The organism is Euryarchaeota archaeon (genome assembly GCA_016207515.1).
GTDB lineage: Archaea > Thermoplasmatota > SW-10-69-26 > JACQPN01 > JACQPN01 > JACQPN01.
Genome location: JACQPN010000022.1, coordinates 142477 through 167763 on the forward strand (window position 1 = coordinate 142477; position 25287 = coordinate 167763).

Consider the following 25287-nt stretch of genomic DNA (forward strand, 5'->3'; position numbering starts at 1 on the left):
CTATTCACACGCGTCGGACATACAATAAGCGGCTCACCAACCGCCTGTTTTCGCCTACGGCGCGAAGGCCTCCTCGACGCGTGCGTCCGCTCGTCATGACGCGTCTCATCTCTTTGGCCGATCCTAGGCCAGCGGGGAAGCCGCACGGCCGCCTAAATCCCCATTACCACGCGAAGCACGTCCCTCGTCCCCGGCGCGAACCCAAGGATGAAGACGGCGAGTTTCACGAGGCCGGCCATGTTCTCGTCGTGGCCAAGATCCTGCTTGAGCTCCGAATCGATGACGTGGATGACCACGAGGATCATGAGGAACTTGATGATGGGGAAGCCCCAACCGTCCCCGAACGTCAAGAGGAAGTTGCTGACCGGGTGCTTTTCGCCGTAACCGATGAGGTTCAGCCCGAAGCCCGAAGCGCCATGGCACGGGGCGCTTGGCGAGTTACTCGAACATACCGCGAAAAAAGTCGCGAACGCGTCCAGCATGTGCGCGAAGACAAGTGCCGCGTTCACGCCGACCGCGTAGGGGAGAACATGCGCCCTCCTCTTCGAGAGGAGGCGGCCGGCGAGGAAAACGAGCGCCGTGATGCCGACGGCCGGGACGAGCACGTAGCCAAGGTACGCCGGGTTGAGCGTCACGGCGCCGCCAGGGCCCCACTGGCCTACGGTTATCCAGCGCGTCACCAGGAAGACGCCCGGAAGGACGAAGGCGATGCCACCCGCGAAAAGACTCGCGTTCACGGGGGAAGCCCCACGCTGGAGTTGAAGGCCGAAGAGGCCCGTCGCTAGCAGCCCAAAAAGCAGCATCAGGACCGGGTGCGGGAGGTACGCGAATCTTTCGGGGTCCCCCGTGGTGACGGCCCCGTAGAGGCTCACGAACGCCAACAGGGTCGCCCCGAAGAGCAACATGGCCTTACGCGGCCGCTCGACGTGACGCGCCGCCACGTGGATCCCCACGAGCATGAAGATGAGGACCAGGATTGAGATCTGGACGTAGATCACGGGCGAGATGAAGAGGTAGGAATAAGGGGGGGCAAAGAGGCTTGAATCCTCGAGGCTGCGGGCGACGGGGCCCAGCGCGATGAAGGGGATGAGCGCGGCCAGGAACCCAGCACCCGTTTCGACCCGGTGGCGGCGCAGCACGTGGACGTAGATGCCGAAAACGGCGATGGCGAGTAGGATCCCATAAACGCCCTCCGACACGAGCGTGTAGCCCTCCTTGGCGCCCGTCGAGCCCGCGGGGCAGCGGGGATTGCCGGCCGCGTCAAGCCCCGTGGCGGTGACGCGCCCGGCCGGATCGAGGCAGGCGGCGGAGATCTGATGCCCGTCGGCGTAGAGGGGGCCCCAGAGGTGCTGCCAGATGAATTGGTCGTAGAAGAAGCCAGGCGCAAGGAGAAAACCTGCGCCGATGAAAAGGAGCGGCACGGCGAGGACGGCGAGCCACACCAAGGCGGCGTTTTGCTCGTAGATGGATCGCCAGCCTTCGGGGGTTTCGCGCACGCGACGGCACTCGTTCGCGGCCATTAATAACTTGCCTTGGCCGCTTAGAAGGCGGCTCAAGGCGTGGGAAGTGGCGACGCCGTTTGCGAGGGTTTGTATCCGCCATCGTGGTTTCCATCGCCATGAGAACCGCGATCGCGATCCTCCTCCTCGTCCAGGCAAGCGTGGGTTGTCTCGTGCAGGAAAGGCATTGCGACGCGTCGCAGGCCCCCGTGCCGTCGGAGGGAAGCGTCACGTTCGCCGGGAGCGACGGGTTCCGCCTAGTGGGGACGATGTCGAAGGTATCGGGCGCGATGACCGCCGTCGTCATGATGCACGGCGTCAACGAGGATCGCCGCTCCTTCAACGCGACGGCGGAGCGCCTGGTCGCTGAGGGCTTCACCGTTTTCGCTTACGATCAACGCGGGTCTGGGGAAAGCAAGATCCGCAACGGGTGCGTCGTCGAATGGGAGAGCCTCACGACCCCGGAGATCGGCGGCCTCGTCGATGACGCGCGCCTTGCCGCGGCCTTCACGGTCGGCGCAAGCGACGCGCGCGCCGTGGTCTACGTGGGCGCGAGCATCGGCGCGAACGCCGCCTTGAACGCCGCCGTCTACACGGGCTTTGCCAAGGGTGCGGCACTTCTTAGTCCCGGGATCGATTACCGGGGGATCCGGGCCGATGCCGCGATGACGGTCGTCCCCGCCGGGGTCTCGATACTCATGCAAGTGGCCATGAACGACACGTACTCGAACCAGAGTGCTGCGTTCCTCGCGAACGAGGCGGGCAACAAGGCGACGCTCTCCGTCTACAGCGGCGGCGACCACGGCACCGCCCTCTTGGGACGAAAGGACGCGGTCGATGACCTCGTCTCGTGGTTGAAGACGGTCGCCGAAAAGTGAACGCGGCCAAGCGACGCTCTTCATGAAGGTAATATATGGCGCATACCTTTCCGAACCCGATGCCGAAGGGGAGTCGTGGATTTTCCCGGTGGGAGGCGTGCCGTCCATGATGGATTCCTTCGACAAATCGAAACTCATGGTCTTCCCGAGGAACGTGCTCGTGGGCCACGGCGTGCTCGATCAAGTGGGGGAACTCGCGCGGACGCTCGAACTCGACGGGGGTGTCACGTTGGTCACCGGCGACATGACGCGGACGATCGCCGGCGAGCGCGTCATGGACCTCCTCAAGAAGGCGGGCTACGTCGTCACGATGCACACGATAAGGGAGCCGACGCTCGCGGAAGTCGATGCGGCGCTTTCCACGGCCCGGCGATCCGGGTCCCGTTTCCTCGTCGGTGTCGGGGGCGGGAGCGTCATCGATGTCACGAAACTTGCCGCAAAAAGGCTCGGGCATCCTTTCCTCAGCGTGCCGACGAGCGCCTCCCACGACGGCATCACGAGTCCCCGGGCGAGTATCCGCGATGGACGCGGCACGGCGTCGATAGACGCAACGGCTCCGTTGGGGATACTCGCGGACACGGCCATCATCACGAAGGCCCCGTACAGGACGCTTGCGAGCGGTTGCGCGGATGCGATCTCGAACCTCTCGGCGGTAAAGGACTGGAAACTCGCGCACAGGTTGAAGAACGAGGAGTATTCGAGCTTCGCCGCCGCCCTCTCGCAGACGGCGGCCGAGATGATAATCGAGAACGCCGACGCGATAAAGCCCGGGCTTGAGACCGCTTCGTGGCTCGTGGTGAAGAGCCTCATCGTGAGCGGTGTCTCCATGAGTGTCGCGGGCTCGTCGCGGCCTGCCTCGGGAGCGGAGCACATGATATCCCACACGCTCGACCGGTTGTCGGCGCAACCGGCGATGCACGGCGAGCAAGTCGGGGTTGCGACCATCCTCGCCTTGAACCTCCATGGCGGCGAGTGGGAACGCGTGCGAGAGGCGCTTCGAAAGATCGGCGGCCCGACTACGGCCGCCGAGTTGGGCGTCTCCAGGGAGACGATGGTCGTGGCGTTGACGAGCGCCCACAGGATACGGCCCGAGCGTTACACGATACTCGGCGAGTCAGGCCTCACAGAGGCCGCCGCCGAGCGGGTGCTTCGCGTCACGGGGGTCGCTTGAGTTGACGCACACGCCGTCGCGCTACTTCCTGACCATTTCCTGCCTGGAGGTCAACGGCCTTTGCGCGTGACGCTGGTCGGGGAGGAATGGGCCAAAGTCGGCGCGGAGTTCGAGTACGGGGGGCTCGCCCCCGAATGCGAGCCGTGCAAGCTTCGCAAGGTCTGCCACGACCTCGAACCTGGGATGCGTTACCGCGTCACGGGGGTCCGCCCGGTCCACCACGATTGCCCGGCCGGGTTCTTCGAAGGGGGCTTGAGGGTCGCGTCCGTGGAGACCGTGCCCATTCCAGCGACGATACCCGTTTCAGCGCGCCGGGGCACCGCGACGACCCATTCGTTCGAGGAGTGCGGCGCGGCCTGCCTTTACAAGAGGCTTTGCAAGCCGAGCGGGATCCCGGATGGGACGAAGTGCAAGATCAGCGAGGTGGGTGAGGCCGTGACGTGCTACGTGGGACGGGAGCTCCTCTTCGCCAAGCTGGTCCCGGAAAAAAGATGAGAAGGCGGCCAGGGAAAGATCCCTGGCGCCGGATGGTGAAGCGTTCTCGTTCGCGTCCTAGTTCTTCGACATCTGGATGAGGCCGAAGGAATTGCCGTCGGGGTCGACGAACTCCGCTTCCGCCCCGCCCCACGCCGTCGCGGTCGGCTCCTTTGAGAACTTGACCCCGCGCGCCGAGAGCGTCTCGAAGCTCTTCGCCATGTTGTTCGTGCGGAAGATTATCCCCGTCGGCGTCCCGATACGGCGGCGCAAGGATTCGAGGTCGCCCCAGGCGCTATCCGGTTCGGCGGGCGCTATCGAGGCGTCGCTTTCCGTGACGCCGTACTCGTACCAGTCCATCTTCGGTTCGGAGAAGACCACCTTCATGCCGAGTTTCTCCCCGAAGAACCGGCGCGATTCCTCGACGTCACTCACCCAGAGGATGATGCCCGAAAGGTCCCCGATGGGGCCCGTCTGGCGGGCCGGCCGTCGGCTCGCGGTCACCGTCTTCGACGATGAGCGGGGCGTGGTCTTGCGAGCGCCCGTCTTCTTCGCGGTCGCTTTCTTGCCTGTCTTACCTGCAGTCTTTGATCTACGTGCCATGCGACGATCTCCTGTGCCGCTTCGCCTTCGCGGTCTACCGCTCCAGGCGAGGCCGGCTCGCCCGAGACAGGGTGCGAGGGTAAAAAGGAGATGGCCGGACCGTTGACATCGTCGAAGATCCGGGCGTGGTCAAGAATGCGGGGTCCGTGACGCGGGAAGCCGCCGGTGGATGCGGGCGATCAGTGGCCCGCGTGGGCGTGCGTGGCCTTCTTGGCCGCCGGTTTTGCATCGCCGGCCCCATCCTCGGAAGCGACCGGTAGAGGGGCTTTCGCGGGTGAGGCGGGAAGCGGGGTCGTGTACTCTTCGACGAAGCGTATCGTGCGCACCTTCGTGAAGTTCTTGATGTCGGACACGACGACGTACTTGGCGACGAACCACCGTTGGTCGTACTTGCACGCATCCGGCAACGTGATCGTGGCCACCTCATGTTCGATTCTCGCCTGGAACCCCTCGGTCTTGCCGTGCGCGTAGTCCATGTCGATTATCGTGAGGATCTGGGCGCTCGGGTCGCTCACCTCTTCGACGACCGTGAAGACGTATTTCAGCGCCTTCCCCGCGAGCGGTGGGTTGAAATCGAGTCTCACGCGGCCGGCCGTCACCGACATGACCGTGGCCGTGCGCTGGCCGATGCTGATGCGGGCCCCCGGGTGAGGCTCAACCTCGCGCTTCTGGAACTCGCGTAGGCTCATCGTCTCGAACTTCGCCGGGTCGCGTTCGCCGTACGCCTCGGGCGCAGGGATCGTGACCTCGGCCTTGATGCCCACCTTCGCGTCGAGGAGCGCTTTGTCAAAACCGGGGACGACACGGCCGGCCCCTACGACGAGCGGCAAGGCGCCGTACCAAGCGTCTTCTTGGTACTTTTCGTGCTTGCGGGCCGTCTCCGCGCTGGTAGTGTCGAAGAGTTCGCCGTCGACTTCGATGACTTCGCTTTGCTTCGTCATCTCGTCTCGGCCACTGCGGTGGCCTTCGATGATGTATGCGTCGTAGTCGACTTTGATAATGGTTCCTTTCTCCATGGGAAGCACCGGGTTGGCCGCGAGAACCGGGTGGCGGTATTAAAATGTTCTCTGGGTGAACGGGTCGGCCTCAGCCTCTTGCTTCTTTGTTCCCGTCCGGCGGGTTGGCATCGCTACCGTCGGCACTCAACGTTCCACATGAGGCCGAGATCTCCGGCGAAACCATCGATCGTCGCCGCCGGGTCCGAAACGAGCTCTCGCCAGTTCATCGGGTTCTCATCTGTTTGGCGAAGGATCCCGCCCACGGTGGTGACGTTGGTTGTCTGCGCGAGGGCGACGGAGACGACGCTTGTCCCGGACTGCTGGCAGTTCCAGACCTCGCCCATGATCTTCGCCTCGGCCGAGGACGACGTGAAGAAGCCGGATCTCTCCACTGTGCCGTTGTATTCGAAGAAGAAGGCGGGGTGGCCGCTTTTCAACTGCCGCTCGCCGCCGGTCTCCTGGACGCCGATTCGGATCCCGCGCGCCTCTGCCTCCGCGATGACCGCCGCGCGGACCTTTTCCCGAAGATCCTGTTCGGTGGGAAGCAGCATGCCTTTGAGCGTCGTCACCGAAAGAGACGCCGGGTATCCGTTCGATCCTCCGCCGGGGTCCTGGTAGACTTTCGTCTGGATCGTGGAGAGGCCGAAGTTCGCCTGCCTTGGAGCCGCGTCGGAGCGCGCTTGGACGAACTGCCACCCGTTCGCTCCGAGGAGTTCCCGGGGCACCTCCGCCACCGTGAAAGCACCTATGCAGCCCGTGGAGGCGGACAGGACGATGCCGCCGATTGCGAGGGCCAGCACGGACTTTGCCGTCACGAGAACCGATTGGGGGCCTGGAGAATAAGGTTCCTCTTTTGTGCCACCGGGAAAGATGGGTCTTTTTTCATGGCGCCAAGAGCAGATCGATCCGAGCCAAGATTCCCCCGTCCGCATCGTTCTCTTTCTGACGCTGGGCGCCGGGGAGGGTCTCCGTGACTCTTACTTGGACATGCTTCGCAGGTCCAATCGCGAGAGGGCTCCCGGTGGATCCCGTACGAGCGGTGGAAACTCCCCCTCCGGGCCGTGAATCTTGATGACCTGGCGCCACGCGATGCGTCGTCGCGTAACGCCCCGTGGCGAAGGTCGTCAACCGACTCGATGAGCGTGTCGCGCCACCCAATGGCGGCGCCGCGCGACGCCGGGGTCGTTTTCTTGTACCGGCCGCTCACTCGAAGTCCTTGACCGTGTCCACTAGGAAGCTTCGCATCATGTTGTCGGCGGGAAGCGTCACGTACCTGACCCAGCGACGCGCGCCTTCCTGGTTCACGTACCCGCGCGTTATCGTGATGAACTCGCGGCCGTCGTTCCCGTCGACGACCTTCTTGAGCGCGATCTCGATGTACCCGTTCTTTCCGAAGCTCTTCGTCTTCTCTTTGAGGACAGAGTATTCTGGCATTCTCACCGAGACCAGGAAAATGCGTGGAAGTGACAATCGCTTTTTCCCGTTTGAATGGGTCGAGGCCGTCGAACCTCATTCGGCGCCTTTTTCCTGGCGGGGAGGTCGCCGAAAGTTCCCAAAACAGTCGAACGCGTGCGGGGTCGGGCTCCTGACTTCATTGCAGGAAAAGGGTTGCGGCGCCGCCGAGTTTCTGTGAGTTCACTATGAGGACGAAGTTGTATGCTCCAATTGTCTCGTCGTCGTGCGTCTCGCCAACGTCCACGCCGTATGCGAAATTACCGCCGAACATGTATTCGCGGACCGTCCATGCCGCTCCGTTGGGGTCCGTGAAGGCGAACGTCTCGCCCGTCGGAACGAGTGCTTGGCCGCGCGGGTCCGCGCCGCCCGTCGCGTAGACGATCTTCGGGGTCGCCAATTCGATCACGCCGAGCAGGTCGCCGCCGGTCGCCTTGCCGGAGATGACCGCGAAGTTTTCGTCCACGGCCTTCACGGTCACGAATTGTGTCGCCGAGTGCGAGGATTCCGACGTCACGGCGGCGCCCGCTGTGAGGGCGAGGAGCAAGGGAACCGCGAGCATCGTGGTGAATTTCATCGGCAACTCCAACACGATGTCGGGAGGAGCCGATATGAAGAGTTTCAAGACGGCGTATGCAAAAACAGTGTGCCCCGAGGGGATTGGAGGCGTCGACTTTTGCCGATTCAGGCGTTCCTGGAAATTAGTATATAAGTTCTTTCGTGGACCACTATTCGATTCCGCCGGAGGTGGGGCGAAACCAAGGCCGAAAGGGTGAACCGCGCGTTCACTTGATGGCGACGATGAACGGGCTCCCAAGCTGGTCGTCGATCTGGAATCCGCACTCGGTCGATAACCCAAAGTTGGCCTGGTTGAGGGCGTTCGTCGCCCACCAATAGGCCTCTTGGAGGCTGACCCGCTTGTCCGGCTCCGTGTACGCGGGAAGGCCCATCGGAACGTCGTTCGTCATGTTGTCCGCGGGGCCCCAACCGTCGGCGTCGCCCGAGCGCGCACCCTCATGCCATTCCTGGAAGTAAAGATGGCCCGTCTGGGTATTGCTGAAGCACTCCGTCACAATCGAGTCCGAAACGCTCACGATGCGGCCCGGGCCCGTGACACCCGCGCTCGGCTCCTCCACGGGGCCGTAGATCTTGTCCACGAAGCCGCCGCAGAAACTGCAGGAGATCATGAGGCCGAGCGGCACGCTGGACTTGAGGGGCTTCAGGAGCTCCGCGAGTTCGCGATCGTAGAGCGCGTCGCAATCCTGGTGCTTGCCCGGTACCTGAAGGCAGATGTAGGAGCCGACACGACCGTCGTCTAAGTACGCGTTCCCGTGGTCTTCCATGAAGAGGAGGATCTCGCTTCCCGGGCGCGCGTTGGCGCCGGCGATGATCTGGGCGAGAGCGGTCTTGAAGTTCGCCCTTGTGGCGGCCGGGTACGGGGATGGCCCCGTCACTTTCTCGGTCCGACCGTCGCCGTCCCGAATCTGGCCGTCATCGTAGAGGAATCGCATGTTCTCGCGCTTGAATCCGGCGGATTCGATGGTCTTGCTGATGTCTTCGAGGAGATGGAAACCCGCGTCGCCGAGGTGGACGTCTTCCTCTTGGCCTTCCATGTCCTGCGTGCCATGCGTGATCCCGTTGTGGAGGAAGAGGGCGAATTTGATGGGGGCGATTACAGGGTTGGCGGTGTCGTTGCCGCTCGTGGTCTCGTTTCCTGGGGGATTGACCACGGGGGAGCTTGCCGGGGGTCGTGCGCCTTTTCCGGTGGGTCGCTCGTCCACCGTGACGTCGACCGCGCCAAAGAAGTCGTCTTCCTGGGTGATTATCTTGATGGTGACCCGGTAGGTGCCGTGCGACCAGTACGTGTGCTTGACTGAGGGCATCGAGTGCGATTCGGGGGAGCCGTCCCCGAAGGTCCACGTGTAGCCTGCGGGGTTCGGTGGCCGGCTGGACGCGGGCAAGAAGGTGATCTCGTCGCCTTCGAGGGGAGCGCTGGGCGAAAAGTTGATTCCGATCTCCGTGCCCGCGGGCGTGTAGAGGCTCGATAGGTCATCGTCAGGATTCGTGGGGCCAAATACGCACCCGGCGAGGCTTACCGCGAGTAGGGGGACGGTGACGAGAAGAGTAGCGCGGGCTCTCATATCCGACCTGTTTCTCTCTTTAAATACGATATTAAGGTTTGTTGTGCAGTCGATGGACACCGCCTTAAGAAGCCGCCACCCTGCTAAATCGCATCGTCAAGGCGGAACCTCGGAAATCCCCCCTATCTTGACCGGATCCTTTTCGGGATTCCTGTGGGCGTCAAACTTTCCGCTTCGTCTCTTACTAAGAGGCCTCAGGCAGCCACCGGGCGACCGATAGGTTCTTAGCTCCTTGTGGCGCCTATGGTTGCATGAGGTGGCCGGGCGCCTGCACGATGGTGTTGTGCTCTGTGCTGGTCTCCGGGTGCGTAGGTCCCCTTTCCAATCCGGATTTGAGCCCCGTTGAGGTTTCGAACGCCGAAGGGACCGGCCTGGATCCAGCCGATTGGAGAGAATCGGCAAGATGGCTGGGAATTCCAGCGGGAGATTCGTATGGAATCTTGAGAAAGAGATTCACCGTCAATGACACCTACGAATTCCTGGGCTCCAAGGTACAAGGCCTTGCCATCGAGCAGGAATCATTGGCTGCCGATGCCCACGTTACCTTTTCGGTCTATCGAATCGAAGGCGACGAAGTAGTCTGGTCGACCACCGTGACGGGTTTCTTTCCAGTGGGTGCATCGTCCAGCATTGGTGTTTTGTCGAACGGGGAACCCGTCGAACTGCTTTTCGTGGTGGCGGCGCACACCGCCTCCGCGGGACGGATACGCATCGGAATCCCCATAACGTCCATTCCGCCCAAGGTTTCGGACAACACGACCGCGGGAAGCTGGCTCGCGCATGGTCCTTCGACGATTTCCTTTTATTTACTGCCTGGCCCAAGGTCGTCGACCAGTACCTTTGCTGACGGGCAGCCGGTTTCCAGTGGCGTAATGGAACGAGGAACGCCCTTTTCGCCCACGGGGGCGGCCGCGCCACCGTTTCTGTCCTTGAGTACGCGACACTCGGGGGGCGCTTCGGGCGTCGAATTCGCATTGTCTCTGGTGTCGGGCGCAGGAGGAGCGGCCGTCGTCAATGCGACTTGGAGCGGGGATGAGGCCCAGTGGTTTTCCACGCGAGCCACGCCGCCAAACCGGCCCGCTGGCCACGTGGCAGCGGGCTTCTACGAGGGGGAAACGGGAACCGAGGTGGCCATCACGGGCGCCCTCGCGGTCCCTTCCATTCGCTTGGTTCATGTCAGCGTGCCCTTCGATTTGGCAACGCTGGATCTCAAGCACAGGCCTTATTTCTCGGGCGCGGGGATGACGGTTCCAGCAACGAGTGGTGGAACGTGCGTATCGGCGCCCTCAGGCGGTGTCTGTGCCTGATATTGCTCTTCCCTGGAATCACGTTGGCCCGCTGCCGGCGACACAACACGTCGGGGTTATCGCGTTTCCAACAGGCCACGACTCCCGCTAAGGAGATGCACTACCTGCCAAACAAGGACTCCGGTGGTTACGGCGATGCCAGCCAACGAAACGAGAACAAAAAGCCCGGGGAACACGGCTGGTGAGACATCCTCAAGACGAGGTGGACCGATCGCCGTGATTGCGTAAGATGCCGGAGGGCCTATGACAAGTAGAAACACACCGATTTGCGCGATCAGCCTCGGTGCGGCCAACGGAATCAGAAGAGCTAACGCGGCGGCGGCATAGTACGTTGCTGCCGCGCCAAGACCGCTTCCGACCATTCGCATTTCGGGGGTTGGTGTAAATGGGAGTGGAAGGTACCTTACGGTGCCGGCTAAGAATATCGCCGATAGCGTGCATGTGCTTAGGACAAGGAAGCCGACCTGAGCACCCCGCCGCGTTTCCGGGAGCTGGTTGAGGATCCCGAATGCCAGGAATCCAATCAGCCACCCGAGTGGCACGAGGGGCACACCTAGAGGAAGCGAAAATAACGACGCGGTGAGCAAAATCATGCCCACAACGTGCAGGATTCGTGGGTTTTTCACTGGTGCTTCTCCTGAATCGCTGACTCGGTCGACCCCAATTATGCGTTTTTCCGCCATGGAATCCAAGTAACGTTATGCGGGGAATCGTGGTTCTTGACCCGCCTGTTGCCCCCCATGTCAAATCCGCGAGTGAAGTGGTCCAGGCCGGTCCAGAGTCGTGGCGCTCATACAACCGACCGCCGTTTGGATTCCGCCCATTGTATTTTTCCGCGGATCAGGGTAGCCATCCAAGTTCCCGCGAATAAGTACTCAGCAACGTGTCCGCCCCCATGCCAACCCCACAGGCGCGGCCATTCGGGCCCGTAACGCAAACGATTTCTCTAGGCACGCATGACAACCCTGCGCAGGCGGCCGCACGAGCAGCTCCGTCGGCGTCCACTTGATAGATTATCCCGCGAAACTCGCCAAGGAGCCGGGCACGAAATCCCCATTCTGGTGGGGCGACCTGCGGATTGTAATGATCGCCGGCGTCCTTGATCATCTGAATGTAGTCGCCAGGCTCCCCTGTCCAGGTGTTGGATGTACAACCACCCGACCAACCGCCGGAACTCCAATCGCCCTCCCCGGAGCAGGTCATCGTGTCTGGGCCGTCGCTCCATCCAGTGCCATAACAGGTCGTGACCCCGGTGCACGACGCACCTGCCCCGCTTCCGCAACCGCCACCGGCCGAAACGCTGGTCGCCCACAGGTCGTGATTCGCAGAATTGTAGACTTCGATCTTGTTTTCCTCGCTAGGGCATTGGTCTGCGCAGTCGGGGTGATCGCTGTCAAACGAGCAAGCCCCAGCATCCGCCGACGGAATGCCGGCGACCGAACCCAAAATCATCGCGACGCAAAAAAGACGTTTCATGTGATTTTCACCCTCTCTGGCGCGTGAGGCAAAACGCCCCCCGTGTGCCGAACATGGACATCTGGGTTGATATAGTTTGGTGGGCACGCGCAGCCGTTCCGAGCCGCCGGGAAACGTGGCGTTGGTAGTGCCTTCGGGCGCGCGGTCAAAATAGAGGTCAGGGGAAATTCCGCCTTTTCCCCGCCTCGACGACCGCTATGGCCGTCATGTTCACGACATCGTTCACGTCGTCGCCGCGCTGCAGGACGTGGACCGGTTTCGCCATTCCCCGAAGGATCGGCCCAGTCGCCTCGGCGTCCGCAAGCCGCTGAAGGAGCTTGTACGCGATGTTCGCCGATTCGAGATCCGGGAACACGAGCACGTTCGCCGCGTCCGTGAGCTTCGAGAACGGGTAGGTCCCTCGGAGGATGTCAGGAACCACGGCCGTGTCCGCTTGCATCTCGCCGTCCACTTCGAGCGTGGGTTGCCGTTGCCGCACGATCTCGACGGCGCGTCGCACCTTGTCGGCTCGCGGGTGCTGGGCGCTTCCGAAATTGCTGAAGCTCAACATCGCGACGCGTGGTTTCACGTCGAAGCCTCGGGCCCCTTCGGCCGCCTGTATCGCGATCTCCGCCAGGTCTTCGCTCGTGGGCTCGATGTTCACCGTCGCGTCGGCGAAGAAGAACACCTTGTTCTTGATGGTCATCATGTAGATGCCGACGACCTTGTCCACACCCTGCGCGACACCGATGACTTGGAGGGCAGGCCGGAGCGTCTCCGCGTAGTGGCGCGTGAGGCCCCCGATGAGCGCATCGGCATCGCCAAGACGCACCATCATCGAACCGTAGTAGGCGCGTAGGCGAAGCAGGCTCTCCGCCTCGGTCATCGTGACGCCTTTCCGTTTTCTCGCTTCGAAGAACTCGTTCACGTAAGCGTCGCGGCGTGGGTCCGTGAATATGTCCACGATCTCGGTCTTGAAGTCGAGGCCGAGGGCCTTCATCTTCGAGCGGATCTTCTCCTGGTTTCCGAGGAGGATCGGGTAGGCTATCCCCTCGTCGGTGAGGATCTGGCAGGCGCGGAGGATCTTGTCGTGGTCGCCTTCCGGGAACACCACGCGCTTCGGTGAGCGCTTCGCCTTGTTGAGGATTATCCGCATCATCTCGAAGGCCTTGCCGAGTTTGGCTTCGAGTTCGTCGCGATACTTCGCGATGTCGACGGATCTCCGGGCGACGCCGGAATCCATCGCGGCCTTCGCTACGGCCGGGGCGACCCAGAGGAGCACACGCGGATCGAGGGGTTTTGGGATGATGTAATCGGGGCCGAACTTCAACGCTTCGAGTCCGTACGCGTCGAGTACGGAATCCGGCACGTCTTCGCGTGCCAAGGAGGCCAAAGCCTTCGCCGCGGCGCGCTTCATGTCCTCGTTGATGGCGCTTGCCCTCACGTCGAGTGCTCCCCTGAAGATGAACGGGTAGCCGAGGACGTTGTTCACCTGGTTCGGGTAGTCCGACCGGCCCGTCGCCACGATCGCGTCCGGTCGGGCCCCACGCGCCTCCTCGTACGGGATCTCCGGGTCGGGGTTCGCAAGAGCGAAGATCACCGGCTTCGCGTTCATGGGTTTCAGCATGTCTCCCGTGACGACGTTCGGCGCGGAGAGGCCGAAGAACACGTCGGCGCCATGAAGCGCCTCCTTGAGCGACCGGGCACTCGTCGCGCCCGCGAACTCCTCCTTGTACGGGTTCATGTTGTTGGGCCGGCCCTTGTAGACGACGCCTTCGCGATCGACGAGGGTGATGTTCTCGCGTTTGGCGCCGAGTGTGACGTAGAAACGCGCGGAGGCGATCGCCGCGGCCCCAGCCCCGGATATCACGATCTTCACGCGTTCGATGCGTTTCCCGGTGAGTTCCAGCGCGTTCATGAGGGCCGCGCCCGAGATGATGGCGGTCCCGTGCTGGTCGTCGTGGAAGACGGGGATCTTCATCTCGCGCTTGAGGCGCTCTTCGATGTAGAAGCACTCGGGGGCCTTGATGTCCTCGAGGTTGATCCCGCCGAAGGTGGGTTCGAGCCGTTTCACGGTCTCGCAGAACCTGTCGGGGTCGAGTTCGTCGATCTCTATGTCGAAGACGTCGATGTCCGCGAACTTCTTGAAGAGAAGTCCCTTCCCCTCCATCACGGGTTTCCCGGCGAGAGCCCCGATGTGGCCAAGTCCCAGGACGGCGGTGCCGTTCGTGACGACGCCCACGAGGTTGCCTTTCGCCGTGTAGCGGTAGGCGTCCTCGGGGTTCGTCTTGATGTCGAGGCAGGGGATCGCGACCCCCGGCGTGTAGGCGAGCGAGAGGTCGCGTTGCGTGGCGGTGGGTTTCGTCGCCACGACCTCGATCTTCCCGTGCGGTAGGCGCTCGTGGTATTCGAGGGCCTCTTCCTTGGTAGGTTTGTGCGGTTTCTGCATCGTTTCCGGCGTCGCCTATGGATTTCCTGGTTTAAGCGTTTGGCGCGTCAGGGTGACAGAAACAGGGCATTTCATCGTCAAACGCACGCCCGGGGCGATAGGCCTCCAGATGAAGCGAGTGCCGTTGGCGGGAACCGTTCGGCGCGCAAAACTTGCAAAGGCTTATCTTGACAGACAGCGAGACAAGGAAGTGACTGCGGCACTCGTTCCCTCGAAGCCGACGGCGGCCCCGCCGATGTGCGGCAACTGCAAGCGTTCTGCCACCCACATCCTCGGCGGTAGCTTCTCGAAGTTGAAATCGCCGCGAGTCTACTTCTGCGCCGATCACGCCCGCGAATGGAACCTCGCCCACAAATTCGGTGAGAAGGCGGCCGTGATACGCGCGGCTCCGGCGTAGTCGCCTCGACAGGATGACGCGGGGCGCGATCCGGCATCCGTCCCGGCGCACATGTTCGGCGATCGACGCCCGACTTGTGCGCGATTCCGGGTAGCCCTCCCACAGGTCGGTTTGAAGGGCGACCACTCGCTGCTCCCTCCACAAGAGGCCTCGCCTCGTGACCCCGTCGGAGCGCGTAACACGCCGTCGGCTCGGTCGTGTCGTGGCGACCTCCGATGGCTGACCTTTATCCTTGGCAGGGAACGTATGAGCGTTTCGGCAAACGTTTAAGACCGGGAGGGGCCAGGGCTAGGTTCTGAAGAAGGCTGAAACCTTTGGCAAGAGACAATCCAAAGAGGGTGGGCCCGTTGGGACCGTCCAGGCTGCGACGTCGCCACATCGTCTACAACGCGATCCTGTCAAGTCTCCTGGTCGCGTCCGCCGCCATCGCGGCCGTCACGATAACGTACAACACGTCGAGCACCATCACGCCATCGCTCAAAGCACCGCCGATGATCTGGGCGGGAGGGCCCGACAGTTCCGGCAACAATTTCGTCGCCTCGTTCTCGTTGAGCAGCAATGCCACGTATTACACGATCACGATCAAGCCGGTGCCAGAGGCGAACGTGACGTTCAGCAACTTCACGACGCTCCGGAACCAGGCGAGCGAGGCCTACACGGTCACCGTCACCGGGACGAGCGTCTCATCGAACACCAAGATACTGGAGATGAAGATGGTCTTCCACAACTACGTGTCCGATTCGGTCGTAGCGACGCTCGATTTCCGCGCGGGTTCGCCGTCCGCTAGCCTTGGAAGCGTGTCGGCCTCCGCCTACATGTACACCGTCCTCTTCATCAAACTCGACACCGGGACGAACGCTGCCGACCTGCCATCAAGCGTAACAGTGTCCCTTACCGTAGCGCCGTGATTCGCATGACGGAGATCACCGACCCAGAGTTCCTCATGAAGGCCGCCACCCTCCTTGGAGTGGCCGTGAGCGCCATCGGGGCGAATTGGCAAAGGCTCGACGGTCGCGAACAGGCGTCATGTCTTATCCTCGCCGGCGCCGGGGCCCTGCTCATGATAGGGAACGCGGAGATCGCCGCCCGACCTTATGGGCTTGCGCTCGACATCGCGTACCTGGTGGCCGCCTCCGTGCCGGTGGCCCGCCACTTGGTCTACGAAGCGCTCGAGTATGGAGGAGAGCGACGCACCGGGCCGGTGGGAAATCGAAGGCGTTAGAACGGCCGGTGGTGACGCCACGCGCCGCACGCCGCTGATCGTCTTTCTCGTCGTAGCAGGCTTGACGCAAGGCGTGAGCATCATCTACAACACCGGTTCCGAGAACGCCGTCTCGCTGTTCCAGCAGTCGGAGATCCCGATACAACTGGCTGCCGGTCCCCAAGGGTCGACGACCATCAATGCGAACAAGACCGGTTCGCTTTCGTCAGTCACGGGAGGGCTCGCCGCCGCATCCTTCAACACCACGTTCGTCAACGACACGTCTGCGACGGCCTACCGCATCCGTTTCACGCACGTCTCGACGTCGGGGACTTTCTCGGAGTGCGTCCAGTGTGACATACAACTACGGGCGGGAACGACCACCAGCACCCAGATCAGTTACTCGCTTGGTTCACTCGTGACGAGTCAGGGCGCATACCAGACCATCGATGCACCCGGTGGGGCGGCATCGAGTTGGCACATCTGGGCCGTCGCAACGCGAACCGTCCTCGCGGACCAGGTCGTGACCGTGGCCTACGTGATGGAAATAGTCCCCACGGGGGGCACGTCGCCTAGTGTCGTTTACTTCAACATGACCATGAAGTTCACCGTGTAGGGGACGTTTTCTTGGCACCGCCGCATCGGTGTCGTCAAGTCGGGCCCTTTGGGCAGAATGTGCCTTTCCGCCATGCGGCGGTTCTTGGGATTTGAACCGGTCCCAGTCGTCGTCACGGCTTAAGAAGGGGCTGTTTGGAAAGGCCGCCGTGCCATTGGCCGAAGCGCCCGTTGGACGTTTTTCACAACTTGTGGGGTTTATCTCAGCGCGACATCTCAACGTTCATCGGTGTCCGATTGACGACGAGACCTTCAGCCGCGAACGTGATTGGAAAGTTTGGAATCGGGTCGACGCGGGCCGAAAGCCTTCTGCCGCTTCTTACCGTGCCCGTCGCTTTGGTCCTCGTCGCCGGGGCCGCGCTCGCAGCGATGACGGTCTCGTACGCCAACACGTCCTCGACCTCACACTCGCTCAAAGCACCCCCCATAATCTGGATCGCGGGCCCCGACAGTTCAGGAAACAACTTCGTCTCCTCATGGAGCCTTTCGAGCAACGCCACGTACTTCAGCGTCACGTTGATGCCCGTCCCGGAGGCGAATGTGACATGGGGCAACCTCACGACCATCAAGAACCAGGACACGTCGGCCTACACGGTGACGGTCACCGGGAGTAGCGTGTCCGGAAGCTCCAAGGTCCTCGACTACAGGATGGAGTTTCGCAACTACGTGACGGACGCGCTCATCGGCACGCTGAACCTGCGCGATGCCTCGCCATCGGCAAGCCTCGGCTCCATGGCGGCGGGCGCGCAGTGGTACGTAAAGACTTACGTGAAGCTCGACACGGCGACCAACGCCGCCGATCTCCCGTCGAGCGTCACCGTCTCCATCTCCCTCGCGTAGGTGAACACATGGAAACCGTCTCGACCGAGCTGATGATGAAGGCGCTGACGCTGGTGGGCGTCGTGTCTTCGTCCGCGACCATGAGCTGGACGCCTATCCCGGTGCGTCGCCGCGCGGCGCTCCTTGCGATAGCCGGTGCGGGCGTCATCCTGATGTTCATGAACGCAGCCATCGCGGGCTCCCCGCTTGCCATGTGGGTGGACGCCGCCTACGCGACGCTTGCGATCGGTGCCTCGGGAGCATGGTCATTTGATTCGACACGGCCCGCGGGCCGGCCCATGAACGAGGCCAAGAGCCAGGCTGCCGCGAAGGCGCCGGCCGTAGGCCTTCACGCGGCGTCTGCCCTGCTCCCGCCACCCCTGTCCACTCTTGGCATCGGTCGCATCGACTGGCATCATGCGCCGGCCTTCACGCCGCTGCCGGGAAGTCCCATTCCTGACATGCCGGGCGCCGCGGTCGCCTCGACGCCGCGCCCCGCCCGCCACAGTCCAGCCGCGCCGCCGACCGTCATGGCCCGCCGCACGCGTGGCGCCGCCACCGACCAAGAGCGCCAGGGAGCGACCTGAGACCGTGCGCGGATCGGGCTTCGCGGCCGTCGCCATGGCACTCATGCTCATCGGCCCCGTCGAAGCCGTCTCCAGCGTCGCAGGTACGGACAACACGATAACGCATTCGCTCCTTACGGGAAGCGGCGTGCCCGTGCAGCTTTTCGCCGGCGTGGACGGAGCCACGACCGTCGGGTCCGCAAACACTAGCGTCGTCTCGCACGTCACGGGTGGTCAACTATCCGCGAGCACGTACAACACGACCCATGTGGAGAACAAGGGGTCGCAATCGGTGCGCGTCCGCATCGCGTTCGTCTCATGGACGGGAACGACCACCGATTGCGTGACGTGCAACATCGAACTTCGACGTTCATCCACCACTGCGAGCCAGATAGTCATTTCCAACGGCGTCGTGACACAGAGCGTCGGCTCGTGGGTCACGATCGATGGGACCGGCGGCGCCGCGACCAAATGGTACGTCTACGCGGTCGCCCGACGCACGGTCCTCGCAGACAACGTGGTTCCCGTCGATTATTCTATCGAGATCGCCCCGTCGACATCGTTGTCGCCTTCGGTCCAGTACCACAACAACACGATGGAGTTCACGGTCTGACGTTGGGCTTCCTAACCGACCGATGACGTGCAATATGGGCATCGCTTTGCACCCAACGGAATCGTCATGGCGCACTCGGGACAGGGTTTCGTCGTTGCCGTGCGCCCCTTCGGGCTCTCGGCGAGACGGTTGATCGTCCGTATCATCATGAAAAGGGCCGCCGCGACTATCGTGAAGGTCATGAGGGAGTTGAGGAAAAGACCGAACCGCCAAGTGACCGCGCCGGCTGTCTTGGCAGCGTCGAGCGTCGCGTAGGGCCCCGAGGGCGCCCCCTGCCGCAAGACGACGAACAGGTTCGTGAAATCCGTCCCCCCCATGAGAAGGCCGATGACGGGCATCAGGAGGTCGTCGGTGAAAGACTTGATTATCGCCCCGAACGCAACGCCAATCACGACCCCGACGGCGAGGTCGACCACGTTCCCGCGCATGATGAACTTCTTGAACTCTTCGATCATGAGGGATCGTGCGGGAATCGCGACCGGCGTATTTATGGCGTTGGGGCGTGCACGAATACGCGTTCCACCCGCACTGCACAGAACTTGCACCCCGGCGACCCTGAAAAGGGTCGATCGTTCCGGCGGGGTCTCAGCTTCGCCTCGACCCCACCGTGTTTGGTCCTGCGCGTTCCACCCGCACCGCACAAAACTTGAACTCAGGTATCTTCGCGTACGGGTCCAACGCATCGATTGTGAGAAGGTTCGCCGCTGCCTCCTTGAAGTGGAACGGGATGAATACGGTCTTCTTAGGCACGCGCCGACCGACTTTCGAGCGCAACGTGACATCCCCGCGCCGCGAGGAGACCTTCACGGTCTCGCCATCCCGTATCCCGGTCAGTTCCGCATCCTCCTCGTGCATCTCGACGAACGCGTCCGGGCTAATGTCGTCGAGCACCGCGGCCCTTCGGGTCATGGTGCCGGTGTGCCAGTGCTCGAGGACGCGCCCCGTGTTGAGGACGAACGGGAACCCTGCGTCGGGGAGCTCCTTGGCCGGCAGGAACTCGACGGCTTTGAACAGCCCCTTGCCGCGGGGCATCGTCTCGTAGATGCGCATCCCCGGTTTCGTCTCATCGCGGGCGGGCCACTGGATCGGACCCGCTTCGATGCGTTCGTAGGTTATCCCCGCGTAGTCGGGAACGAGGCGCCGCATTTCATCGTGGATCTCCTGCGGCGAAGCGTAACGCATCTCGTAGCCCATGAGGTTCGAGATGTCCTGTATTATCATCCAATCCTGGCGCGCCTCCCCCGGGGGCTTCACGACTGCCCGGCCCAGTTGGACGTGGCGGTCGGTGTTGGCGTAGGTGCCTTCCTTTTCGAGTCCGGTCGCGGCCGGGAGGATGACGTCCGCGTATTCGGCCGTCTCCGTCATGAAGATGTCCTGCACGGCGAGGAAATCGAGGGAGCGGATGCAATCGTCGACGTGGTTCATGTCCGGGTCGGAGAGTATGGGATTCTCGCCCATGATGTACAGGCCGCGTACGCGTCTATCCGCCGGCACGTCCGATGCAGCGGCCTTTACGATCTCGGTCACGGTCATCCCGCGTGCTGGCGCCGTCGGGACGTTCCAGGCGGCGGCGAACTTTTCGCGGACCCTCGGATCGTCGGCGCTCTGGTAGCCGGGATAGTACATGGGGATCGCCCCCATGTCGGATGCCCCTTGGACGTTGTTCTGACCTCGTAGCGGATTGAGCCCTGTTCCTTCGCGCCCGATGTTTCCTGTGAGCAGTTGAAGATTGATAAGGCAGAAACTATTGTCGCTTCCTGTCGTGTGCTGGCTGATGCCCATCCCCCAGTAGACGGCGGCGCGTTCCGCCTGTCCGTACGCGAGCGCGGCTTCGCGAAGGAGCGCCCTCGGGACGCCCGTTATCTTTTCCACACGTTCCGCGTCGTACGGCTTCGCCGCCTCGACTAGCTCGTCGTACCCTTCAGTGTTGGAGAGCACGAACCCCGTATCGACAAGTCCCTCGTCGATGATGATCTTCATCATGCCAAGGTAGAGGGCGACGTCTGTCCCGGGGTTCTGTTGGAGATGGAATCTCGCGAAGCGGGCGAGTTCGATGCGGCGGGGATCGACCACGATGAGGGTCGTCTTGCCCCTCGCCGCCTGCTTTATCAGGTTGGCGATGACCGGGTGGTTGTCGGTCGTGTTCGACCCCGTGACGATGATGACGTCCGCCTCCTTGATGTCGTAGATGGCGTTGGTCATCGAACCAGTGCCTATCGCCGTCTGGAGCGCGTATACGCTCGATGAGTGGCAAAGCCGCGTGCAGTGGTCGATGTGGGGTGTGCCAAGGCAGGCGCGCACCCACTTTTGGAAGATGTAATTCTCCTCGTTCGTGCATTTTGCCGACGAGAATCCAGCGAGCGAGCCGCTCCCGTGTTCGCGCTTGAGCCGTGATAGGCCGTCGGCCACCGCCTTCATCGCCTCGTCCCATGTCGCCTCCCGGAAGACATCCTCGATGCGACGGGTCCCCAGGGGACCTCGGGAAACCCCGTTCCTGCGAATCAACGGCCGTTTGAGCCGTTCCCGGTGCTCGGTGTAATCCCATCCGAAGCGTCCCTTGACGCACAGGCGCCCGTGGTTTGCGGGCCCGTCCTCCAGCCCATCGGCTCTCACGACTCTGTTGTCGAGAACGTCGTACAAAATCGCGCATCCGACGCCGCAATATGGGCAAATCGATTCAACGGTGGTCAATGCGTCCTGCCCCACAGGTTGCGGAAGCGATGCCACGCGTTTTTCGACGAGGGCGCCTGTCGGACAACGCTGTACGCATTCCCCGCAGGTGACACAGCCCGAATCGCCCATCGGGTCCGAGTAATCGAAGACGATCTCCGCGCCAAAACCGCGTCCTGCTATCCCGATGACCTCGTTCACCTGCACGTCGTCGCATGCCCGCACGCAGCGGTAACAGTTGATGCACGCTTCGGCGTTGAAGATTATCGCGCTGTTGGAGGCGTCCTCGCTGCGAGGCCGCACGGACGATGGGAATCGCGCCTCGGCCACGCCTACCTTCGCCGCCCACTTCTCAAGCTCGCAACCCTCCGGCATGAAATTGGCCTTGCACGGCGCATGGTCCGCCATGAGAAGCTCCAATACCATGCGGCGCGCGGCCGAAGCCTTGCCCCCGGAGGTCTTCACTTTCATCCCGGCCTCCGCCGTCCGCGCACACGCTGGGACGAGCGCACGGCTTCCCTCGACTTCCACCATGCAAACGCGGCAAGCCCCGGCGACGGGAAGCGACGGGTGATAACATAGCGTGGGAATCTTTCGTCCGCGGCGTTCTGCGGCGAAAAGAAGGGACGAGCCCGGGGGAACGGTCACGGATTCCCCGTCCACCTCCAATGTGACGGAATCGGCTTTGTCCTCTGGCCTGTGCCGCGGCGGGCCCACGGTCAGGGAGAGACCGGCCGATTGAAATCATTGTCGCTTGATGGCGCCACCGCGATCTTCAGAGGCTCTCATGGACTCGGGCGCGCGCCAGGGATCTCAAACCCGAAAAGGGCACCCTTGCCTTCGCCGTCGCTTTGCGCCCAGACGTGCCCGCCGTGCTGTTCGATGATGCCCCGGGATATGAAGAGACCGAGGCCAGTGCCGGAACGCGCCCGACCCATGTGGTGGAGTTGGGAAAACGGTTGGAAAAGTAGGTCGAGTTTTTCAGGCGGTATCCCTGCACCGTCGTCTTTTACCCACGCGACGACGGACCTGGCTCGTCGTTCCGCGTGGAGTACGACGTGGCCGCCTCGCGGCGTGAACCTCAAGGCGTTGGAAACGAAATTGTCAAGGACCTGCGTGAGCCGTCTCGGGTCGGCGGAGATCACGAGATGCTCGGGGGCCTCGACGTCGAGACTCACGCCGGACTTCCCCGCCGGCTCCTTGTAGAGTTCGAGGGTCTCGCGAAGCACTGTGCCGACGTCGGTCGGCTCAGCGTCGAGTCTCAAGCGCCCTGATTGCAAGCGTGACGCGTCCGACAGGTCCTCGACGAGGGACGTGAGGCGGCGGAGGTTGCGTTCGAGCACCTCCAACGAACGCCTCTGGCCGGCCGACAGCGGGCCGTAATCGCCGCCGGAGAGAAGCGCCAACTGGATGTTGATCGGAGTGAGAGGCGTGCGGAGTTCGTGGGAAGCCGTGTTCATGAACGTGTTCTTGAGTTCCGCGAGCTCCTTGGTGCGCGCGACCATCTCCTCCGATTGTCGTGCCCTTGCCTTTTGCGCCACGATCCCGGCCCGAAGGCGATCGCCGAAACCCACAAGGAGGAGGATCCCGACTCCGGAGGCGACCGCGAAGGAGAAGATGCGGAAAGCGACGAGCGCCAGGGGGCTGGGCGTAGGGGCCAATGTGAGATTGAGGGCGACGAGGACGTTTCCGGCGATCCAACTGGCGGCGGCCACTGCATACAGGAATCGACCCGAGGCAAGGGTCAGTGCGAGACACAAGAAGACCATCGGCACGAGGATGACGGCAGGCGAACCCGGAAGGACGATCGAGTACGCAATCGCGCCTCCAAACAGTCCGACTCCCAGGATTGTGAGCGCCGCGCCAACCCGTTCCTTATCCAAGTCTCGTCTCGCGATCACAAAGCACGCGCCGACCGCGATGGCCACCGCCGCGCCCTGGAACCATATGGGGTCTCCCGTAGAAAGACCGGCGGCCACCTCGATGATTCCAACTATGAAACCGACGAGACTGAAACCAAGGAGCGCGATTGGAAGGTTGATTCCCGACGCGAGCTTCACAACTGCCCGAGGAAGACCATGGTCTGCCGTCACCCGTTCGCTCATTTACGTGCCGGTCTTCCTTTGGCCACGACCACCTTTACATCTTGACCGAAACCCTTAAATCTTGCTTCACGTCAGGATGAACGCGAACGTCACGTACGTGAAGAGCACCATGATGAAGCTGTGGCGTAGGCCCATTACGGCGCGCCCGGATTCCATGATGCCGGCCACCACACCGTTACCCACCGCTTGGACGAGCGTTGCCACGAAATAGAAGGTGCGGTACTCGTCGACGCTTATCTTTCCGACGCTCAGACCGGCGAGCTGGACGCTGGACCCTCCGCCGACGCCGGCCGTCGCTTGCGCGATCTGGGGGACGAACGTCCCGTAAAGCGTCCCAGCGATGCCAAGGAAGACGAGGAACGCGATGTAGATGATGGCCGTGTAAAGAAGCATCGACGTCGCCCTCTCGGTCTCAAGGTTCTTTATCTCCCGCGCGTCGCGCGCGGCCGCAAGGAGGACGTCCGTCACGTTTCCGCCTGTTCGCGACGCTTCAAGGATGAGTGCCACGGCCCGTTCGATGAGCGGGGTCTTCGCCCTTTCGCCGAAGCGCTCCAGCGCATCATCGAAGGCGACGTTCCAGCTCAACTGGTCCGCCATGCGGACGATCTCGGGTGTCAGGGCCCCGTATTCCCCCTTCGAGGCGATCTTCACCGCGGCCGGGAGTGTGAGCCCGGCCTTGCGGCTTGCCGCCAGGTCTCGAAGGAAATCGGGGAAGCGTTCCTCGAGCCGTTTCACGCGGCCGCGTCGCGACGCGGCGTAGAACCCGTATGGCCCGATGAAGACGAGGATGGAGAACGTGAGGAAGTCGAGCCAACGCGTGGTCGGGATGCCAAGAAGAGCTATGCCCGCAAACAGTGCGCCTGCGGTCGCAAGGAGGACCCCGCCAAGAAGACCCGAGATCGCAAGGAGGAGGAGGCCCGTGCCGGTCTCCGTTTCCGTCGGGACCTTGTAAAGCGGCGTCGAAGGCGCCCGGGCCAGCCTGAACGAGGCGACGACGCTCGCGATGAGGACGAGGACGACGAACCCGAAGACCCCGAGCAGTACGGAATTGCGCGGGATCTCTTGGAGTATAGCGACGACACCCACCCCGAAGACGAGGAGGAGCAAGACGACGAGGAAGAGAAGGGCGAACGCGGTGACCGCCGGGAACGTGACCGCGGAGGCACGCGACAGGCCTGTGGTCGCTCCGTAAGTCTCGCGTCGTTCCGTGAAGACGCTGTAGATGGTCGGCAGCGAGCGCGCGATGAAAAGGGTGAGGCTGAAAGTCACGTAGCCGGCGAGAAGGAGAAGCGGCGAATCACCTGGGTTGAGAGTGAGAACACCGACGACCGAACCACCGACGGAAGAGGCCCAGAATGCGGCCGCCGCAAGGACAAGCGTGAGGCCGAGGCCGACGATCTGGAACGGCCCCTCAAGGCCTGTCGAGATGCGTTCCGGCGGGCTTTTCAGGGAGAAGAAGTGCGCGGCGGCGGAATCAAGCGCCAATACGGCGACGAGGATGGTCGCGATGCGCAGTATGGGCGTGGAGGGGACGCTTGCACCCGTGCGAGTGAACAGGCCGGCGACGATGACCGTGATGGAGAAGAGCGCGAGGAGGTTGAGTAGGACCGCGGACGACTTGAGCGGGCTCCAATAGCGTGACAGCTCGCGGCGCACGTAGGGCGTCGTCGGTCTTTTCTGCTCCAACGCCTCGATGCCGCGCCCGAGTTGGATCGTCGCCACGTTCACGACCAACCCGGCGACCGAGAGGAGGATCCCGCGAGCGTAGGTCGCGTCCGTGTTCGCGATCACGGCGCCGGCGACCGTAAGGAGTGTGGCGAGGACCAGGCCTGCAAGGAGGAGCGCTTCCCGGGTCTTTCGCTCGATGGCCAACT

Annotated in this window: 23 protein-coding genes; 11 read left to right on the top strand and 12 right to left on the bottom strand. The window is 62.8% G+C overall.

Features of this window, described 5'->3' with window-relative positions:
* Positions 1-152: 152 nt before the first annotated feature.
* Positions 153-1496 (bottom strand): DUF63 family protein, encoded by a 1344-nt coding sequence (locus HY556_10060; GenBank protein ID MBI4394120.1) that lies wholly within the window; start codon positions 1494-1496, stop codon positions 153-155.
* Between the two features lie 122 nt (positions 1497-1618).
* Here HY556_10060 and HY556_10065 point away from each other — a divergent pair, with 122 nt between their 5' ends.
* The 3 genes from HY556_10065 (at position 1619) to HY556_10075 (ending at position 4043) form a co-directional block, all read left to right on the top strand.
* Positions 1619-2377: an alpha/beta fold hydrolase gene (locus HY556_10065; protein MBI4394121.1), complete on the top strand. Its 759-nt coding sequence runs from the start codon at positions 1619-1621 to the stop codon at positions 2375-2377.
* 109 nt (positions 2378-2486) lie between these two features.
* Entirely contained in the window at positions 2487-3548 is a 1062-nt protein-coding gene (locus tag HY556_10070; GenBank protein ID MBI4394122.1) for an NAD(P)-dependent glycerol-1-phosphate dehydrogenase, read from the top strand.
* A gap of 60 nt (positions 3549-3608) precedes the next feature.
* Positions 3609-4043, top strand: coding sequence for a UPF0179 family protein (locus tag HY556_10075; GenBank protein ID MBI4394123.1), 435 nt, complete (start codon positions 3609-3611; stop codon positions 4041-4043).
* 57 nt (positions 4044-4100) lie between these two features.
* Here HY556_10075 and HY556_10080 read toward each other — a convergent pair whose 3' ends face one another.
* The 6 genes from HY556_10080 to HY556_10105 form a co-directional block, all read right to left on the bottom strand.
* The gene (locus tag HY556_10080) at positions 4101-4625 is read right to left on the bottom strand and encodes a VOC family protein (GenBank protein ID MBI4394124.1); all 525 of its coding nucleotides are present in this window, start codon (positions 4623-4625) and stop codon (positions 4101-4103) included.
* A gap of 179 nt (positions 4626-4804) precedes the next feature.
* Complete coding sequence (locus HY556_10085) at positions 4805-5650, bottom strand: FKBP-type peptidyl-prolyl cis-trans isomerase (protein ID MBI4394125.1); 846 nt, start codon at positions 5648-5650, stop codon at positions 4805-4807.
* Positions 5651-5754: 104 nt separating this feature from the next.
* On the bottom strand, positions 5755-6438 hold the full coding sequence (locus HY556_10090; protein MBI4394126.1) for a hypothetical protein: 684 nt from the start codon (positions 6436-6438) through the stop codon (positions 5755-5757).
* A gap of 388 nt (positions 6439-6826) precedes the next feature.
* Positions 6827-7063, bottom strand: coding sequence for a hypothetical protein (locus tag HY556_10095; GenBank protein ID MBI4394127.1), 237 nt, complete (start codon positions 7061-7063; stop codon positions 6827-6829).
* A gap of 151 nt (positions 7064-7214) precedes the next feature.
* Positions 7215-7700 carry a hypothetical protein gene (locus tag HY556_10100; GenBank protein ID MBI4394128.1) on the bottom strand — a complete coding sequence of 162 codons (486 nt, stop codon included), beginning with the start codon at positions 7698-7700 and terminating at the stop codon, positions 7215-7217.
* 160 nt (positions 7701-7860) lie between these two features.
* Complete coding sequence (locus HY556_10105) at positions 7861-9216, bottom strand: PKD domain-containing protein (protein ID MBI4394129.1); 1356 nt, start codon at positions 9214-9216, stop codon at positions 7861-7863.
* A 440-nt stretch (positions 9217-9656) separates the two neighbouring features.
* Between HY556_10105 and HY556_10110 the strand changes: the two genes are divergently transcribed.
* Complete coding sequence (locus HY556_10110) at positions 9657-10523, top strand: hypothetical protein (GenBank protein MBI4394130.1); 867 nt, start codon at positions 9657-9659, stop codon at positions 10521-10523.
* A gap of 1633 nt (positions 10524-12156) precedes the next feature.
* Here HY556_10110 and HY556_10115 read toward each other — a convergent pair.
* A complete protein-coding gene (locus tag HY556_10115; protein MBI4394131.1) occupies positions 12157-14427 on the bottom strand; it encodes an NADP-dependent malic enzyme in 2271 nt (756 codons plus the stop codon).
* A 52-nt stretch (positions 14428-14479) separates the two neighbouring features.
* Between HY556_10115 and HY556_10120 the strand changes: the two genes are divergently transcribed.
* The 7 genes from HY556_10120 (at position 14480) to HY556_10150 (ending at position 18638) form a co-directional block, all read left to right on the top strand.
* Positions 14480-14824: a hypothetical protein gene (locus HY556_10120; protein ID MBI4394132.1), complete on the top strand. Its 345-nt coding sequence runs from the start codon at positions 14480-14482 to the stop codon at positions 14822-14824.
* A gap of 347 nt (positions 14825-15171) precedes the next feature.
* A complete protein-coding gene (locus HY556_10125) occupies positions 15172-15732 on the top strand; it encodes a hypothetical protein (protein ID MBI4394133.1) in 561 nt (186 codons plus the stop codon).
* A 5-nt stretch (positions 15733-15737) separates the two neighbouring features.
* A complete protein-coding gene (locus HY556_10130) occupies positions 15738-16046 on the top strand; it encodes a hypothetical protein (protein ID MBI4394134.1) in 309 nt (102 codons plus the stop codon).
* On the top strand, positions 16000-16641 hold the full coding sequence (locus tag HY556_10135) for a hypothetical protein (protein ID MBI4394135.1): 642 nt from the start codon (positions 16000-16002) through the stop codon (positions 16639-16641). Before HY556_10130 ends, HY556_10135 begins: the two co-directional genes overlap by 47 nt.
* Positions 16642-16904: 263 nt before the next feature.
* On the top strand, positions 16905-17480 hold the full coding sequence (locus HY556_10140; GenBank protein ID MBI4394136.1) for a hypothetical protein: 576 nt from the start codon (positions 16905-16907) through the stop codon (positions 17478-17480).
* A gap of 8 nt (positions 17481-17488) precedes the next feature.
* A complete protein-coding gene (locus HY556_10145; GenBank protein ID MBI4394137.1) occupies positions 17489-18046 on the top strand; it encodes a hypothetical protein in 558 nt (185 codons plus the stop codon).
* Positions 18047-18050: 4 nt separating this feature from the next.
* The gene (locus tag HY556_10150) at positions 18051-18638 is read left to right on the top strand and encodes a hypothetical protein (GenBank protein ID MBI4394138.1); all 588 of its coding nucleotides are present in this window, start codon (positions 18051-18053) and stop codon (positions 18636-18638) included.
* 11 nt (positions 18639-18649) lie between these two features.
* On the opposite strand, the gene mscL is transcribed toward HY556_10150, so the two are convergent.
* From mscL to HY556_10170, 4 genes are all read right to left on the bottom strand, one after another.
* Positions 18650-19093, bottom strand: coding sequence for a large conductance mechanosensitive channel protein MscL (gene mscL / locus HY556_10155; protein MBI4394139.1), 444 nt, complete (start codon positions 19091-19093; stop codon positions 18650-18652).
* 130 nt (positions 19094-19223) lie between these two features.
* Complete coding sequence (gene fdhF / locus HY556_10160) at positions 19224-22025, bottom strand: formate dehydrogenase subunit alpha (protein MBI4394140.1); 2802 nt, start codon at positions 22023-22025, stop codon at positions 19224-19226.
* A 68-nt stretch (positions 22026-22093) separates the two neighbouring features.
* Positions 22094-23413, bottom strand: coding sequence for a HAMP domain-containing histidine kinase (locus HY556_10165; GenBank protein MBI4394141.1), 1320 nt, complete (start codon positions 23411-23413; stop codon positions 22094-22096).
* Positions 23414-23479: 66 nt separating this feature from the next.
* Positions 23480-25285 (bottom strand): type II secretion system F family protein, encoded by a 1806-nt coding sequence (locus HY556_10170; protein ID MBI4394142.1) that lies wholly within the window; start codon positions 25283-25285, stop codon positions 23480-23482.
* Positions 25286-25287: the final 2 nt, after the last annotated feature.

Excerpts from the sequence above, each read along its gene's own strand:
- HY556_10065 (MBI4394121.1), top strand. The coding sequence starts at position 1,619 with ATGAGAACCGCGATCGCGATCCTCCTCCTCGTCCAGGCAAGCGTGGGT.
- HY556_10070 (MBI4394122.1), top strand. The coding sequence starts at position 2,487 with ATGGATTCCTTCGACAAATCGAAACTCATGGTCTTCCCGAGGAACGTG.
- HY556_10080 (MBI4394124.1), bottom strand. The coding sequence starts at position 4,625 with ATGGCACGTAGATCAAAGACTGCAGGTAAGACAGGCAAGAAAGCGACC.
- HY556_10105 (MBI4394129.1), bottom strand. The coding sequence starts at position 9,216 with ATGAGAGCCCGCGCTACTCTTCTCGTCACCGTCCCCCTACTCGCGGTA.
- HY556_10115 (MBI4394131.1), bottom strand. The coding sequence starts at position 14,427 with ATGCAGAAACCGCACAAACCTACCAAGGAAGAGGCCCTCGAATACCAC.
- HY556_10130 (MBI4394134.1), top strand. The coding sequence starts at position 15,738 with ATGACGGAGATCACCGACCCAGAGTTCCTCATGAAGGCCGCCACCCTC.
- HY556_10135 (MBI4394135.1), top strand. The coding sequence starts at position 16,000 with ATGGAGGAGAGCGACGCACCGGGCCGGTGGGAAATCGAAGGCGTTAGA.
- HY556_10145 (MBI4394137.1), top strand. The coding sequence starts at position 17,489 with ATGGAAACCGTCTCGACCGAGCTGATGATGAAGGCGCTGACGCTGGTG.
- mscL (MBI4394139.1), bottom strand. The coding sequence starts at position 19,093 with ATGATCGAAGAGTTCAAGAAGTTCATCATGCGCGGGAACGTGGTCGAC.
- HY556_10165 (MBI4394141.1), bottom strand. The coding sequence starts at position 23,413 with ATGAGCGAACGGGTGACGGCAGACCATGGTCTTCCTCGGGCAGTTGTG.